The organism is Protofrankia sp. Cas8 (assembly GCF_963555845.1).
Taxonomy (GTDB): domain Bacteria; phylum Actinomycetota; class Actinomycetes; order Frankiales; family Frankiaceae; genus Protofrankia.
Genome location: NZ_CAUVXI010000055.1, coordinates 1 through 14,819 on the forward strand (window position 1 = coordinate 1; position 14,819 = coordinate 14,819).

The 14,819-nt window shown below is 67.0% G+C and carries 17 protein-coding genes and 1 tRNA gene; 13 read left to right on the top strand and 5 right to left on the bottom strand.

Annotated elements, in window-relative coordinates:
* The coding region (locus U9977_RS10740; RefSeq protein ID WP_322749076.1) for a tetratricopeptide repeat protein at positions 1 to 327 on the top strand (327 nt) is incomplete at its 5' end.
* Positions 328 to 783: 456 nt separating this feature from the next.
* Here U9977_RS10740 and U9977_RS10745 read toward each other — a convergent pair.
* Together U9977_RS10745 and U9977_RS10750 are read right to left on the bottom strand one after the other, a co-directional pair.
* Positions 784 to 1,962 carry a hypothetical protein gene (locus U9977_RS10745; RefSeq protein WP_322749077.1) on the bottom strand — a complete coding sequence of 393 codons (1,179 nt, stop codon included), beginning with the start codon at positions 1,960 to 1,962 and terminating at the stop codon, positions 784 to 786.
* A complete protein-coding gene (locus U9977_RS10750; protein WP_322749078.1) occupies positions 1,946 to 2,920 on the bottom strand; it encodes a helix-turn-helix domain-containing protein in 975 nt (324 codons plus the stop codon). Before U9977_RS10750 ends, U9977_RS10745 begins: the two co-directional genes overlap by 17 nt.
* Positions 2,921 to 3,239: 319 nt before the next feature.
* Between U9977_RS10750 and U9977_RS10755 the strand changes: the two genes are divergently transcribed.
* Together U9977_RS10755 and U9977_RS10760 are read left to right on the top strand one after the other, a co-directional pair.
* The gene (locus U9977_RS10755) at positions 3,240 to 3,518 is read left to right on the top strand and encodes a hypothetical protein (protein ID WP_322749079.1); all 279 of its coding nucleotides are present in this window, start codon (positions 3,240 to 3,242) and stop codon (positions 3,516 to 3,518) included.
* Positions 3,511 to 3,747, top strand: a complete 237-nt coding sequence (locus U9977_RS10760; RefSeq protein WP_322749080.1) for a hypothetical protein — start codon at positions 3,511 to 3,513, stop codon at positions 3,745 to 3,747. The genes U9977_RS10755 and U9977_RS10760 overlap by 8 nt, the downstream gene beginning before the upstream one ends.
* Positions 3,748 to 3,832: 85 nt before the next feature.
* Here U9977_RS10760 and U9977_RS10765 read toward each other — a convergent pair whose 3' ends face one another.
* Positions 3,833 to 4,267, bottom strand: coding sequence for an XRE family transcriptional regulator (locus U9977_RS10765; RefSeq protein WP_322749081.1), 435 nt, complete (start codon positions 4,265 to 4,267; stop codon positions 3,833 to 3,835).
* Positions 4,268 to 4,509: 242 nt separating this feature from the next.
* On the opposite strand from U9977_RS10765, the gene U9977_RS10770 reads away from it, so the two are divergent.
* The 6 genes from U9977_RS10770 (at position 4,510) to U9977_RS10795 (ending at position 8,986) form a co-directional block, all read left to right on the top strand.
* Positions 4,510 to 4,917 carry a plasmid replication, integration and excision activator gene (locus tag U9977_RS10770; protein ID WP_322749082.1) on the top strand — a complete coding sequence of 136 codons (408 nt, stop codon included), beginning with the start codon at positions 4,510 to 4,512 and terminating at the stop codon, positions 4,915 to 4,917.
* Positions 4,914 to 5,237, top strand: a complete 324-nt coding sequence (locus tag U9977_RS10775) for a hypothetical protein (protein WP_322749083.1) — start codon at positions 4,914 to 4,916, stop codon at positions 5,235 to 5,237. The genes U9977_RS10770 and U9977_RS10775 overlap by 4 nt, the downstream gene beginning before the upstream one ends.
* Positions 5,238 to 5,344: 107 nt before the next feature.
* Positions 5,345 to 6,859, top strand: coding sequence for an FtsK/SpoIIIE domain-containing protein (locus tag U9977_RS10780; protein ID WP_322749084.1), 1,515 nt, complete (start codon positions 5,345 to 5,347; stop codon positions 6,857 to 6,859).
* The gene (locus U9977_RS10785; RefSeq protein WP_322749085.1) at positions 6,856 to 7,080 is read left to right on the top strand and encodes a hypothetical protein; all 225 of its coding nucleotides are present in this window, start codon (positions 6,856 to 6,858) and stop codon (positions 7,078 to 7,080) included. Before U9977_RS10780 ends, U9977_RS10785 begins: the two co-directional genes overlap by 4 nt.
* Positions 7,077 to 8,765, top strand: a complete 1,689-nt coding sequence (locus tag U9977_RS10790; protein ID WP_322749086.1) for a replication initiator — start codon at positions 7,077 to 7,079, stop codon at positions 8,763 to 8,765. Before U9977_RS10785 ends, U9977_RS10790 begins: the two co-directional genes overlap by 4 nt.
* Positions 8,766 to 8,794: 29 nt before the next feature.
* On the top strand, positions 8,795 to 8,986 hold the full coding sequence (locus tag U9977_RS10795) for a helix-turn-helix domain-containing protein (RefSeq protein ID WP_322749087.1): 192 nt from the start codon (positions 8,795 to 8,797) through the stop codon (positions 8,984 to 8,986).
* Positions 8,987 to 8,990: 4 nt separating this feature from the next.
* Here the strand turns inward: U9977_RS10795 and U9977_RS10800 are convergent, their stop codons facing one another.
* On the bottom strand, positions 8,991 to 9,173 hold the full coding sequence (locus U9977_RS10800) for a DNA-binding protein (RefSeq protein WP_322749088.1): 183 nt from the start codon (positions 9,171 to 9,173) through the stop codon (positions 8,991 to 8,993).
* 164 nt (positions 9,174 to 9,337) lie between these two features.
* Here U9977_RS10800 and U9977_RS10805 point away from each other — a divergent pair, with 164 nt between their 5' ends.
* From U9977_RS10805 to U9977_RS10815, 3 genes are all read left to right on the top strand, one after another.
* A complete protein-coding gene (locus U9977_RS10805; protein ID WP_322749089.1) occupies positions 9,338 to 9,673 on the top strand; it encodes a hypothetical protein in 336 nt (111 codons plus the stop codon).
* A 261-nt stretch (positions 9,674 to 9,934) separates the two neighbouring features.
* The gene (locus U9977_RS10810) at positions 9,935 to 10,153 is read left to right on the top strand and encodes a hypothetical protein (protein ID WP_322749090.1); all 219 of its coding nucleotides are present in this window, start codon (positions 9,935 to 9,937) and stop codon (positions 10,151 to 10,153) included.
* Positions 10,153 to 11,577 carry a tyrosine-type recombinase/integrase gene (locus U9977_RS10815; protein ID WP_322749091.1) on the top strand — a complete coding sequence of 475 codons (1,425 nt, stop codon included), beginning with the start codon at positions 10,153 to 10,155 and terminating at the stop codon, positions 11,575 to 11,577. Before U9977_RS10810 ends, U9977_RS10815 begins: the two co-directional genes overlap by 1 nt.
* Before the next feature lie 102 nt (positions 11,578 to 11,679).
* Here U9977_RS10815 and U9977_RS10820 read toward each other — a convergent pair.
* Positions 11,680 to 11,752: transfer RNA gene (locus U9977_RS10820), tRNA-Arg, on the bottom strand.
* Positions 11,753 to 12,248: 496 nt separating this feature from the next.
* Here U9977_RS10820 and U9977_RS10825 point away from each other — a divergent pair.
* Positions 12,249 to 14,819 (top strand): TIR domain-containing protein (locus tag U9977_RS10825; RefSeq protein WP_322749092.1); only part of this gene is annotated, 2,571 nt, incomplete at its 3' end.

A 14,819-nucleotide genomic window follows, 5' to 3' on the forward strand; every position in this document is an offset into this window, starting at 1 on the left:
CCCGACCTCGCCCGTTCCCTGGACAACCTCGGCGCCGACCTATCGGAGCTGGGCCGGCGAGACGAGGCCCTGACCGCCACCGAACAGGTCGTCGAGATCTACCGGCGGCTGGCCGCGGCGAACCGGGCCGCGTTCGAACCCGACCTCGCCCGTTCCCTGGACAACCTCGGCATCCTGCTGTCGGGACTGGGCCGGCGAGACGAGGCCCTGACCGCGACCGAGGAAGCTCAAGCGCTGTCCACTGCAGCCGAAAGAACGGCCCAACCGCGGCGCGGTTCACGCTGGGGTTGGGCATCCGAAATTGTTGCTCGCATTCTTGGGAGGTGACCACGGCCTGTCTCGCCGCTGGTAACCACGCGGGTCGGGCTGCCCGGGGAGCGAAGCGACCGGATGCTGTCTCCCGGCTGCCCGCTGGCGTGCCCCCTGCTCGTTTTTCGTCTGTCTCTGGCCTGCCGGTGATGGTCTCCGCTGGTCGCATGGCTGTGCATCCCGAAACGTGCTCGGGCGTTCGGTGAACCTGACCGCGGAACAGGACCAACATCGCGAATCCATGCCGCTCGGTACGGCGTGGATTCGCCTATCCGGCGGCGGTCGGTCTGACCGGCATGCCCACGGGTTCCGGTATGCCTGGCGTACTTGCGATTCCTGGTCTGGCTTGTGCGCGGTGACGGGCCAGCGACGCACCCGGCGAGCATGGCGCGCCAGCGCCACGCGCAGCCGTCGCGCGGCGCGGGCTGGCGCCACGCCCTTGATCTAAAACCGAGTAATTCGGCAGTGCCCGGCTTATGGCGTATTCGTGCTGCCGGGTCCGCCGATGTGTGGACCGGATGGCCAGAGTTGGGCGAGATCGGCCGGGGTGAGCGGGCGTTGGTAGGCAGTGCGGAGGACGGTTCCCGAGGTTTCGGGGTCGGTGGTGTCGGCGAGGGTGATGAACCAGTCGATGCCGGCGGGGTAGGACCAGAGGTAGGAGCGTAGGAGTGGGTCTGTGCCGCGGTCGGTGAGGGCGTCGGCGATGGTGCTGTCTTTCCAGAACGGCACCCGGTCGCGGGCGTGGGTGACACAGTCGGCGACGGATGCTCCGGTGTTGATGGCGCGGTGTAGTTCGGCGCGGACGAGCTGAAGGTAATGATCGACGCGTATGCGGGCGGTCAGTGGTTCGTCGTCGGGTGTGGTGAACAGCGGTAGGGCTTGGGCGAGTCCTTCCATGAGGACTTGTTGTTGGGCGTGTACGGAGGTCAGGCGTACCCACGGGACGTCGTCGCGGGTGCAGTTGGCCGACCAGTTGGCGGCTTGGAGGGCGTGACCGAGGATTTCGTGTTGGGCGAACTGGCGTAGCCGTACCGCGGTGAACCGGGCGTTGCGTTGGTTGAGGCGGAGGCGGACCTTTGAGCCGGCTCCGTCGAGCCAATAGGCCCAGTACACATCGAGGTCGACGCGTTCAATGCTCAGGTCGTAGTCGGCGGTGGCGCCGGTGAGCCGGCGGACTATCGGTTCGATCTCCGTTGCCGCTGCGCGGATCAGCTCGGGGACGTCGTCGCTGTTCACGGTGCCTTCGGCCTCGTCGAGGTGGGCGGCGGTATCTGGACCCCAGGTCACCCCGAATGCCCCGATGGCCGATATCGCCCGGTCACGGCAGGCGGTGAGGTAGTCGTCGGTCCACCCGGCCGCCGTGCATCCCTGGGTGGCCTGGACGTAGGCGTCCAATGGTTGGTGTTCGCCGAGGAGCGCACGTAGGTAGGCCAGGTGTGCGCCGATGCGGTCGGCGAGGTGCGGTTGGTTCTCGGCGTGTGCGCGGTGTTCCAGGTCGGTGAACCGGTTGTGGGCGTCGATGCGGTCGGCGACCGGCGGGATCTCGGCGTCGGTGGGGACGCAGTCGTAGTCGATGACCGCGGGGCAGCCTCGCTGGCGTTCGTAGGCGTCCCAGGCCCGTAGCGCCGTTTCGATGTCATTGCGCAGGGTCACGGTCGGCGTCCCATCGAAGCGTTACGGCATGGTTGGGTGCCAGGTTGGCGCGGGTCAACTCGATGACGATGGCGGTCTCGTCGTGTTTCCAGGTGAGTCCGTCGGTGGCGGAGACCTCGGAGCCGTCGGCGTGTTCCTCCACGGCGGTGCAGCTCAGCAGTTGCCGTGTGCCGCGGTGGCGGACGGCGAGTGAGTACCGGTCGGTGGGGCGGGTGAAGGCTTGCCGCCAGTAGAGCTCGTCGAGGAACCGGCCGCCGTCGCAGGTGTAGGCGATGATCGCAGATTCGCTGGGCTGCAATGCGGGGAAGATCTGGCAGGCGAACTTGGACATCGTGATGGTGTCGTGGATCCGCTGGATGATGACGTTGCGGTCGGATGCGGCGGCTGGCGCGATGGTGAGGATGCCGGTGGTGTGTTTGAACCACAGCTCACGGACGAGACGAGTGATCGGTAACGTGCCGATGTTCACCAGTTCGTAGGTGTAGGTGACCTGGGCGGAGCCGTCGGCGGCGATGTCGATCGTGACGGACAGGGACCGTTCCCGCGCGGCGTAGTCGCCGGCCGTGGATGCCGGGTGTTCGGGGGCCGATCGGGCGGCGGGCGGGGTCGGCGTGGGGATCTCTGCGCGGGCGTCCTGCGAGGGTGGCGCGGGCGTGGGGCCAGTGGTCTCCCATGGGCGCGGGGCCAGGCGGAGAAGCTCGCCGGGGATGCGCAGGGCGTCGGCGATGCGTTCGATCAGGTCGATGGACATGATGTGTTCCTGATCGCGCATGATCCGGCTGACGCGGCTCTGAGTGAGCCCTTCGATCGGCGAGGCGATGCGGTCCTGACTGGCGCCGTCGTACTTCTTCAACAGCCGGAAGATGGTGCCGAAGTCGCGGGCGTTCAGCGCCGTGCGCATGTCGTCCCGGTCGAGTACCTGCCGGGAGACCGTGTAAGGGCTGGTGGTTGGCGGCATCGTGCCTTCTCGGGTGCGTCCGATGGTCCGCCGGTCAGCGGTGTTCAGGGCGGCATGCTGACAGTAGCGCGTTCATACCAGGTTGGTATGGGACCTTCGTCCGAGTCGCGCGCTCATGTACCGCTTGTCGACCGTTCACCTGGTGGAACACGGCCGGTCGGGGGAGTCGGGCGGCGTATACGGACTTGGCGTTTCGGTGCGGTCCGCGGGTCGGTGAGCCTGTTGTCCAACCAGTCCGGTTCCGTGTTGAGCGTGGTTTCCGCGGGGCCGGGCTGGCGTCCGAAAGGCACGCTGACGACAGGATGGGACGGTGCGGCCGGTGACCAGCGCAGACACGGTGGCTGACGGCGGGGATGGATCGATGTCCGTGCTCTACGGCGTGGTGCGCTTTGAGCCGGGGGACGAACGGCGGGTCCGCGATACGACGATCACGTTTGACTCGCCCGCGTCGGCGGAGTTGTTCGCGGTGGAGAGTGGTTGGCACGACTATCAGGTGTGCCCGTTGTTCTTCTTCGTGGACCACTCCACGGCGCCGGCGGCGGGTCGGATGCTACTGGGTGCGGCGTTGGCACGCTCGACGCGGCGGGCCGGTGGCTGAGACCACCGGTGCGCATGCACCGGTCACCCTCGACCGCGACAACTCCACGATTACGATCTACCCGGACGCGCGGCCGGTGGACGTCATGCGGGCGTGGGCTGCGCTGCCGGACGGCCTGGGGTTCGCGGAGGCGTTCGGTGATGTTGAGGTGACGCTCGTGTTCAGGCCGATAGACGCCCTGGTGGCGGGTCCGGCGATGCCCGAGAGGCTGCCGTTCGGCTCGGGCTGATCAGCGGTCGCCAGTAAGGGGCCGTCACAGACAGGGGCTGGTGCCCAGGTGGACGATCTGTCGTCCGTCCGGGTTCCGGCCCCTTCTATCGTGCGCGGGGCTCGCAGGTGTGCGGCTCGGGATCCCGCCCGGCGGTGACGAGCTGCTCGACGGTCACGAGACGGCGACTGAGTTCGTCCAGGCGTTCTTCGATCCGGCGCAGTGTCACGATGACCGGATCGTCGGTGGTGGTGGGTTCGGTGGGCGGGTGGCCGGCGAGTAGAACTCTGATCAGATGGTCGTCGGGCCAGTCGAGCGCGCGGGCGAGCGCGGTCAGCGTCTTGTTCTGGAAGCGGCGGCCGGTGCCATGCTGCACCAGGCGGACCGTGGACACCGACACCCCCGACGCCTCGGCGAGCTGTTGCTGACCGATGCGGCGGGCTGCCATCCGTTCGTTGAGTGCCGCCGCGACGGCGGCCCAGTCCTCGCCGTCGGCGGGTCGGCGGGCGGTATAGACCCGATGGGTATTGCGGTCAGCCATGGCCCGCATATTAGCGCCCAAGCAAGCAGAATTACGACTGATGTGCGCGTCCATACCGGGTCCGTATGAGCGAGTCGGCTCCGGATAGTCGGTCAGACCGGCTTGGTATGGCCGTCATACCAAGGACGTATACATGGCCTGTATACGGGTTGAGTAGCGGTCGGCGAGCGGTGCACTGTGTATCTCGACGGGCCGGGCGGTCATCTCCGACAACCCGGCGAGACGACGAGAGGTGGGCGACGATGGCGATACCGCGGTGGATTCCGGTGGCGTTCGGGGATGTGTTTCCCCACGGGGCGTTCGTGCTCGGGGTGGAGCCGGCGAACGACTTTGAGAAGTCGAAGGCCGGGGTGGCGGATGCGCAGGAGCGGGACAAGGAAACCGGTGAACTGCTGTGGGCGGTGCGGGTGATGGACGCGGACCCGAACGCGCGGGCCGGCTCGGCGGAAGTGAAGGTGAAGATTCCCGGGCCGGTCCAGCCGGTGCCCCCGGAGCCGCTGGCGGGTACTGCGTTGCGGCCGGTGGAGTTCGAGGGGCTGACGGTCATGCCGTGGGTGAACAGGTTCGGCGCCACCCCGAAGCAGGGGCTGGCGTTGCGGGCGAAGGGGATGCGGCCGGTGCGTACGGGTTCGGGGCGGGCGGCGGCATGACCGCGTCGACCACCACCACGACCACGGACGCTGATGGTGAGCGGGTGCCGGTCCGGTCAGGTTGGCATGTGGGCGTGTACGTCGGCTCGGAGTGGTCGGTGCGCTGCTTCACCTACCCGGACGAGCGGCCGATCCTCTCGCTGGAAACCCCCGGCGGCGGCCTGTCGGTCTCCGCGATGGGCGGCACGGTGACCGCCGACCATGTGGATTTCGCGTATGCGCTGGTGAAAGCCGCCAACGACTATCTGATCGACTGTGAACGGCTCCTGTTGGACCGTAAGGCCGACGACACCGATAACGGGTCTGTGGTAGCGGCCTGATCGGCGTCATTCTCTCCGCCGGTCCGGGATGGCTGTAGAACGCGGCTGTCCGGCCTCCCGGACTTCAATTTTTCTCTTCTCTTCATGCTGGGTGGGTGTGATCTGTCATGGCCAGAATCAACGGCTCACGGCCGTTTCCCGAGGTGCCGACCAGGCATCCGAAAATCGACGTGCCGCTGTGGGCGGTCCTGCTTGGGCTGGCCGGCCGGATCTGCGCCCACCTGGTCGTGTTCCTCGTGCGTCATCCGGTGGCGGTTGCGGTGCTGGTCGCGGTGGCGGTGGTCCGCCAGCGGTTCGGCCTGGTCGGGCTCGGCGTCGGACTCCTGGTCCTCGTCTTGGTCGCGGTGGGGTGGCGGCTGGTCCATCGCCGGTCGTTTGACGGGCTGGTCGGCTGGATCCGCGGCCGGTTGCGGCTGCTGGTCATCTACCGGTGGCGCTGGCGCCCGGTCATGGTCCACACCGACCTAGCGATTCGGATTCCGGTGTCCAACGGCGACCGGGTCACCTTCGCCGAAACCTTCCCCCGGATCCGGACGATCCGGTCGGACCGGTGGGGCGACCAGCTCCGGATCGAGCTGCTCTACGGCCAGACCCCCGAGCAGTGGGCGGAGCAGGCCGACGCGCTGCGGCACGCGTTTCGGGCTCGGTCGTGTCGGATCCGTTCCGATCGGGTGGGGTTCATCTGGGTGGACTTCGCCCGCCGCGATCCCCTCGCCGTTCCCATCCCACCGTTCGACCTGGACGGACCCGACGCCGACGGAAACGACGATGGCGACGATGACGGTCCGGTGGATCTGTCCGGGATTCCGATCGGCCGCCGGGAAGACGGCGACCTGTGGCGGCTGCCGGTCCGCGGCGCCCATGTCCTGATCGCGGGGGCGACCGGTGCGGGGAAAAGCGCGGCGGTGTGGGCGACGATCCGCGGCCTTGCCCCGGCGGTCCGTGCGGGCCTGGTCGAACTCTGGGTCTGTGATCCAAAAGGGGGGATGGAACTCGCGTTCGGGCAGGCGATGTTCTCCCGGTTCGCGACCGACACCGACAGCATCGCTGATCTCCTCGACGATGCGGTCACGGTGATGCGGAAACGGGCCGCTCGGCTGCGTGGGGTCAGCCGGTTGCATTCTCCGACGACCGACGAGCCGCTGATCGTGGTGATCGTTGATGAGATCGCGTCGCTGACCTCGTATGTCACCGACCGGGAGCTCAAGCGGCGGCTGTCCGCGTCGTTGCCGCTGCTGCTGTCCCAAGGCCGCGCACCCGGCGTCGCCGTGATCGGGGCGGTGCAGGACCCCCGCAAAGAGGTGTTGCCGTTTCGGGATCTGTTCCCGGTCCGGGTCGCATTGCGGATGACCGAAGCCGATCAGGTTGATCTCGTGCTCGGGGATGGTGCCCGCGACCGCGGGGCACGGGCGGATGAGATCGGTGAGGACATGCCCGGGGTCGGCTACGTCCTGCTGGACGGGCAGGCCGACCCTGTGCGGGTCCGCGCGTGCTGGGTCGACGATGCGGAAATCTCGCGGATGGCACATCGGTATCCGGTGCCGGCGGTCGCCGAACTGATCGATCTGGTCGGCGACACCGGGGACGGCTGGACCCCCGATGTGGACGGGCGGGCGGCATGACAGCCAGTCCGGAGAACTACGCCCCGGTGTATCCGCTGCCGGTCTGCGACTGCTGCCGGCATCTGTGGGTGGCGCACTGGGCGGATGACGGCTGCCAGATCCCGGCGGGGCGGGGGCGGGTGTGTGGCTGCCGGGAACCGCCACCCGACCACCCCGACCACCCCGATTCCGACGATGACGGCCAGGACCAGGACCACGGACAGGAGGACCGGGCGGCATGACCACCCCGAGCATGGGGCCGGCGGAACCGCCGGCGGGTAGCCGGGCCGCCCGCCTGCGCCAACCGCTGGCCCGTCATGTCCTGGAGGCGGTCGCGGCGGAGAACGGGGTGTGTATCCGACCGTTGGCGATGCGCCGCGTGGACATGGTTACCGGCGAAACCGAGATCATCCCGATGGCGTGCGGGGCGACGCTGGCGTCCAAGTGTCCGCCGTGTGCGGAGCGTGCCCGCAAGCTCCGGATGGCGCAGTGCAAGGCCGGGTGGCATCTCGATGACGAACCGCTCCCCGACCCCGACCCGGCCGGCGACGAGGCGAAGACGCTGGTCCAGCTCCGGGCGGATCTCGAAGCGGTCCGCACCGACGCGGCGGACAGTCACGATGTTGATCAGATCGGCGAAGTGGACGATCTGATCTCGCAGGTGGACGCGGCGTTGAACGATCTCGGCGTGCGCGGGAAGGCGGCGCCGGACAGTCGGGATCGGCCGCGGCGGACCCGGTCCACCCGCCGGCGGCAGGATGCCCCGGATCTGCCTCGGCTGCCGGTGGATCGGCGCACCGTGGGGCGGACGTTCACCGGCGCGGACGGGACGGTGTGGCGGCCCTCGATGTTCCTCACCCTCACCTGCGACAGCTACGGCCGGGTCACGTCGGAGGGCACCCCGGTGGACCCGGTGTCGTATGACTATCGGCGGGCGGCCCGGGACGCGATCCACTTCCCCAAGCTGGTGGATCGCTTCTGGCAGAACCTGCGCCGGGCGGTGGGGTACGACGTCCAGTACTTCGCCTGCCTGGAACCGCAACGCAGGCTGGCACCGCATCTGCACGCGGCGATGCGCGGCACGATCCCGCGGGTGCTGCTCCGCCAGGTCGCGGCGGCGACCTACCACCAGGTGTGGTGGCCGGCCTGCGACCGGCCGGTCTACGGCGTGGATCGCCTGCCGGTCTGGGACGAGCAAGCGGGCGGCTACCTCGACCCGGACTCGGGCGCGCCGTTGCCGACCTGGGATGAAGCGTTGGACGCGATCGGCGACGATGCCGAACCTACCCACGTGGTCCGGTTCGGGGTGCAGGTCCGCGCCGACGGGGTGACCGCGACCAACCGCAACACCGGCCGGTTGATCGGCTATCTGTGCAAGTACCTGACGAAGTCGTTGGACACCTGCCACGCCATCGCCACCGACGCACAGCGGGCACACGTCGACCGGCTCGCCGACGCCCTGCGGTACGAACCGTGCTCGCCGGGCTGCGCGAACTGGCTGCGCTACGGCGTCCAGCCGAAAAGCCCCCGCGCCGGCCTGGTGCCCGGCCGGTGTAAGGGCAAAGTCCACCGGCGCGAAACCCTTGGCTTCGGCGGCCGGCGCGTGCTGGTCTCGCGGAAGTGGTCCGGGAAGACTCTTGCCGATCACAAGGAAGATCGGAAGGCGTGGATTCGGGAACAGCTCGCGGTCCTCGGCCACACCGGCACCGGGGAGACCGGCGATGGCGGCCAGGGCGCCACGCCCGACCGGGTGATCTGGCAGCTCCTGCACCCCGGGGACCCGGCGACGCCCCGCCGGGAACACCTGCTGCTGCGCGCGGTCGCGGATCGGCACCGCTGGCGCGCCCAACTCGACGCGGCCCGTGCGGCCCGCGGAGATCCCCACCCGGTTTCGGCAACCGACCCTGGCATGCCTCGTGCGGCCTGAACCCTCGACCCGATGACGACGGAGGAACCGTGAGCAAGCTCCTTCTCACTCCGGCCGAAGCGGCGGCCGAACTGCGGGTGAGTCGCGCGAAGCTTTATCAGTTGATGAAGGCGGGCCTGATCGACTCGGTGTTGATCGACCGGTCGCGGCGGATCCCGCGGGCGGCGCTCGTCGCCTACGTGGATCGGCTGCGCGGGTTCGAACGCGAGGATGCGGCGTGATCGGTCAGGTGCTCGGGTCGCGGGGCGGGCGGTGTTCGGCAATCCAGCGTTCCACGTCGTCGGCTCGCCAGATCTTCCCGGCTTTGATCTCGTCGAGTGGTGCGGGGAACGACGGGTCGGTGGTGACGATCTGGTGGACCCGGACGCGGCTCACGCCGAGAGATGCGGCGATCTCTGCCGTGCCCATGAGTCGTTCCCGCACCATTCCCGAAGCGTACTTGACAGTCGCTAAGCCGCCATAGACACTCAACAGGACTTAGCGACTGCTAAGTATGGCGGTCCCGCCGGGAGCTCTCACCCTCCACGACGGGACCTAGATCCACACCCCTTCTCGAACAAGGAGCGCAGACCGTGACACCCATCATTCCGCCTGACCATGGCCCACCGCGCGACCCCTCCGACGGACAGCCCTTCGTCCGCCTCGACACCCCCGGCTACGGCTTCTACGAGATGACCGTCAAACCTGGTGCCGACCCCTTCGAGGTCGCTCGGACCGCTGTCACGATCCCCACCGACGCGGTCTTCGTCGAAGCCCTCGGTGACGTCGACGTCGTGTTGGTGTTCCGCGCGATACCCGGTATCGCACTTCCGGCAACTTGCCCATCACACGGTCCTGGTCCGGCCGGCGGCTGGGTGCCCGACATCGCCCCGTACCGAAGGGTTCCCGCGCAGCCCCAGCGGCGCTGACCGGTAGCCGCGGTCTTTCGCTTCTACCCCATTTCTTTTCCGTTCCTCTGATAGGCGCATTATCTGTCGGGGGGCCGGACGGGTCCAGGGTCGGCGAAGCCGATCACGTAGTGACGCGGTAGCGCCCTGGATGCGGCCGGTTTCCCGGCAGACCCTTCCGCGCCCAGAGGACCGGACCCACCGGATCGCCAGGCGTGATCCGACTTCTTTTCCCGGCGTTTCTTTCTGTTCCCTTTTTCTTTCGGCAAGGAGTGATCTTTCGTGCTGTCTGAATCCGGACCCGATGACGGGCCGCGGACGGTGTCCGTGGTCGCAGCTCTACACGAGCATCTCGACCGTGCCGGCCGTGGTCAGGGCCGCTGGTATGCGGATGCGACCGGTGAGAAGGAATTCGCCTGCGACATGGGAGAGAGCCGGTATGGCTGCCCGTGGTGTGACCGGGTTGCCTGGCCCGACGGTAACCCGCTGGATGTGGCGTGATGGCCGCGGGGAAGGGGAGCCGGCGGGGGAACAACGAGGGGTCGGCGTACCGGTATCGCAATGGTTGGGCCGGTCAGGTCAGCATGCCCGACGGCTCCCGCAAGACCGTGTACGGCAAGACGAAAGAGGCGGTTGTCGACGAGATTCGCAAGGTACGGCGGGCGATCGATGACGGCGTGCCGGTGGTGTCCACCCGGATGACGGTGGGGGAGTACCTCGATCAGTGGGTGACGGTGGTGCTGCCGTCCCGGGTGGTGGCGGGCACGCTCGCGGAGTCGACCGTCGAATCGTATGAGCTGCTCGTGCGGCTGCACATCATCCCGGTGCTGGGCCGGCACGAGCTGCGGAAGCTGTCGACGGCGCATGTGCGGCAGTGGATGACGGTGAAGCTCACCGAACCGTCCGCGGCCGGAATCGCCGCGCGCCAACGGCGCGACGAGGACAAGGCACGCAAGGCCGCGGAGAAAGCGGCACAGCAGCAGATCGCCGAGCCGGACCGGCCGAAGCGGCGAACCGGGCGCAAACCTGGCCCGCCGAAGCGGGTGGCGACACCCGACCCGAAGCCGATCAAAGCGCTGTCGGCGCGCAGCGTCGGCTATCTGGTGACGATTCTGCGGCTGGCGCTGAAGGACGCGGTCCGGGAGGAGCTGTTGGTGCGCAACGTTGCGGAGCTGGTCCAGCCTCCCCGTAAGGACGGTGCGCCGGTGCGGGCGTTGTCGGATGCGGACGCAGGCCGGGTCCTGGCGGTGGCGCTGGTCGATCGCCTTGCCGCGCTGTGGATGGTCATGCTGGCGCTGGGCCTACGGAAGGGGGAGGCACTCGGGCTGCGCTGGGACGTGATCGACCTGGACGCGGGCACCGTGGAGATTCGCCGTAAGCAGCGGCGGCGCCTGGTCGGGGTCGATCCGGACACGGGACGCAAGCGGTGGGAGCTCGTCGAGGACGACGACCTGAAGACCAGGGGGTCGAAGGCGACCCTTGCGCTACCGGAAATGGTCGTCGTGGTGCTCCGGGAGCATAAGAACCGGCAAGACGCGGCGAAAGTGGCGGCGCTGGAATGGCATGATGCCGGGCTCGTGTTCACCACGTCCACCGGCCGCGGTATCCAGCCGCGGAACGTCAACCGTTGGTGGGACAAGGTCTGTGAGGATGCCGGCGTCCACCGAACGCGTGTTCACGACCTGAGACACACCTCGGCCACGCTGCTTTTCCGCGCCGGGGTGGATCTCAACGAGATCCGGGCGTTGCTCCGGCACACCCGTATCGCGACAACGGCCGACATCTACATCGATGTCCTGGAAGACGTCCGCCGCGGCACGGCCGCGAGCATGGACGGCATCCTCGGCCGGCTGGCCCTACCGACCCGGCCGGATGCTACGGAACGTGACGATGGCGCGGGCGATGCCGGGGCGTCCGAGGGCTGATCGTTTCCAATTGCAGTACTAATTGCAGTACTGGAGATCAAAAAAGCCCAGAGCCCCGCGCCGTGTGATCGGCTGCGGGGCTCTGACCTGCCTCAACCAGCGTGCGCTCGGAGGGACTCGAACCCCCAACCTCTTGATCCGTAGTCAAGTGCTCTATCCGTTGAGCTACGAGCGCCTGCCGGACCACCCTAGCGGACCGACTGGGCAAGACTACAGCATCGGCGGGTGATCTCCGAATCGATATCAGCGTGGCGGCAGCCAGTGCAGCTCGACGGCAGCCAGGCGGCCATCGGCGATCATCGCGGTCGTGAAGGTGTAGTGCGGTCGGCAGACGACGAGGTCGGCGTCGGGGTGGGCGTTCGCAACCCGCTGGTCGCGCCCGGTCGCCGACGTGGATCACCACGTCCGCGGCGTCGGCGGCCATCCACACCGGTGCCGGCAGGTCTCGAGCGCGCTGAGGTATGTGCGTGTCGGTCACGAGTAGGAGCTTCATCCACCCATTCTGTACCGTGTTGTTCCTCCGTAGCGGGCGAAGCTTTTGTTGGGTACCAGTTCATGGGTGGGTAGCCTTTCGTTGGCGGCCGCCGGCATCCTGAACCGTTCGACGCCACCGGGTTAGTATCGGCACCGTCCGGGTCCTTTGCTTCGATGATCATAACTTCGAGGTGGCAGTGGCGAGAGTCTTCATCAGCCATGCGACGGAGGATTCGGCCGTCGCGACTGAGATCCTCGATTGGCTGCGCGCTGATAGGCATGATCCGTTTCTGGCTCGGGATCTGGCCGGGGGTATGCCGGTCGGCGAGAACTGGAAGCAGCGCCTGTACCAGGAGCTGCGGGATGCCGACGCGGTTGTCTGCATCGTGACCGAAAGCTTCGTAGCGTCGAATTGGTGTGCCGCCGAAGTCGGCATTGCTGATTCGCGCGGTTGCCGTCTGCTGCCGCTGGCAGTCGAAGCAGGCGGTAAACATCCTTTGATGGAAGATCTTCACTATATCAGGTACTACGAGGACCGGCAGGCTGCCCGTAAACAGCTGGCAGACAACCTGGGCGATATTGTTGCTGGCGGGCGGACCACCTGGCGGGATGGAGACAATCCGTTCCCCGGCCTGCGTGCGTTCGGTTCTGACCTGGCCCAGATGTTCTTCGGCCGGTCCGGGGAGACCCGGGAACTCGCGAGTCTGCTGCGGGCAACCAGTCCGGACCGCAGCCTGCTGGCTGTGGTCGGGCCATCCGGATGCGGCAAGTCATCGCTGATGCGGGCGGGGCTGCTCCCGTTATTCAAGAAGGATCCGGCCTGGCTGGTAGCAGACCGGTGGGTTCCCGGAGACGATCCGGTCTCCGGGTTGGCGCAGGCCCTCACTGTGACGGCGAACAAGCTCAGGCTGGGCTGGTCAAAAGCCGACGTACGCGCCAAGCTCGACAATCCCAACCTGCTTGGGCTCAGGAGTTGCGCGGAAGAACTGCTCGGCGCTCGGGATTACACTGCCGTGCAGTGGTTACTGATCGGCCTCGACCAGGCTGAGGAGCTGTTCACCCGTGCCCCGGCCCCCGAGCGGGCACAGGTTGCTGCACTGCTGGACAAGGCGCTGGCCGGGCCGGTGCGATTGGTGGCGACACTGCGATCGGAATTCCTCGACGATCTGCGCACGCTACCGGAGCTGGTTGATACCGACATACAGCCCTTTCTGCTGCGACCGCTGGCGCCCGGTATGCTACCACTTGTCATCAAAGAGCCTGCGAAAAATGCCAGAATACAGGTGGAAGAGGAACTGCTGGTCCGCCTGTCCGCCGACGCCGAAAGCGGGGACGCGCTTCCCCTGCTCGCGTTCGCCCTTCACCAACTCGCCGACGGCCTCTCCCGTGGCGACACCATGACTGTTGAGAAGTACGACCGCATCGGCGGCGTAACCGGTGCTCTGACAAAGCATGCCGACGCCGCACTCGCTGCCGCGATGAAAGCCAGCGCATTGACTGAACCTGAGGTGTTGGCCGGCCTGGTCAGGCTGGTTACCATTGACGAGGCAGGGCGACGAGCACGACGGCAGGTCCGGCAGAGCGACCTCTCTGAAAGCCTGCGGCGGGCTTTCGAGGTTTTCGTTGACAGGCGGCTGCTCGTCGCCGATCATGGCCCCGCCGGAAATTGGTTCAGGGTAACACATGAGAAACTGCTGACCGAATGGCCCCCGCTGGATAAAGCTATCACGGAAAAAGAGGTGGCGCTGGGAGCCGCACGAGCGGTGGAGCAGGCTGCTGCCGAGTGGGAGAATGCCGATCAGAATTCCAGCTTCCTGTGGGACGCCAATCGGGTCAACGCCAACCTGACGATTCTCGGGTTACCCACCGTAGACGAACCGTCTACGTCGGACGAGGCGGTAGTCGCTGTCAACCCCACCGGACAGGCCTTCCTCGACGCTCATTACCGCTACTTTCAGAAAAGACGCGAAGAAGAGGAGGAGACGCACCGAGAAAAGGAAGCGGCGGCACTGCGTATCCGGCGTCAGGAGCAGCGATACCGAAAGCAGAGAATCGGAATTCTCTCGGGCTTCCTCTTCTTTGCTATGGTCGCCGCCGGCGTCGCATTCTGGCAGGAGCGCAGCGCCCGCGACGCCCAGCATGGCGCTGAGCGGGCGCGGCGCTCCGCGATCGCCTTCAGTATGCTTGTCCAATCCACCGCCAGCAGAGAGAAAGATCCACGCGGTGCCTTCCGATTCGGCATCGCCGCCTACAATATCGACGAAAAGGGTCCGGAAACCCGGGAAAGTCTCGTGCAGCTCCTCGCGAGCTTCCCCTATCGCGGGATCACGGTCGCGCAGAACACCTCGGTGACCTCGGTGGCGTTCTCACCTGATAGTCATATTATAGCTACCGGCAGTAATGACAGGGGTGTCCGTCTGTGGGATGTCAGTAGCCCGGGTCAACCGCACCTCATCGGTGTACCTCTCACCGGCCATACGGGCATCGTGACGTCGGTGGCCTTTTCGCCTGATGGTCGGACTCTTGCCAGTGGCAGTAATGACAACAGCGTCCGTTTGTGGGATGTCAGTAGCCCGGGTCAAGCCCACCCTCTCGGTGAACCCCTCACCGGCAGTGACACCGTGACGTCGGTGGCGTTTTCTCCCGATGGCCATACTCTTGTCAGCGGAAGTTACGACTACAATAACCCCGTTCGCCTGTGGGATCTCACCACCCCAACCGCTCCCATACCTCTCGGCCCATTGCCCAGAGGTCACACGGGTATTGTG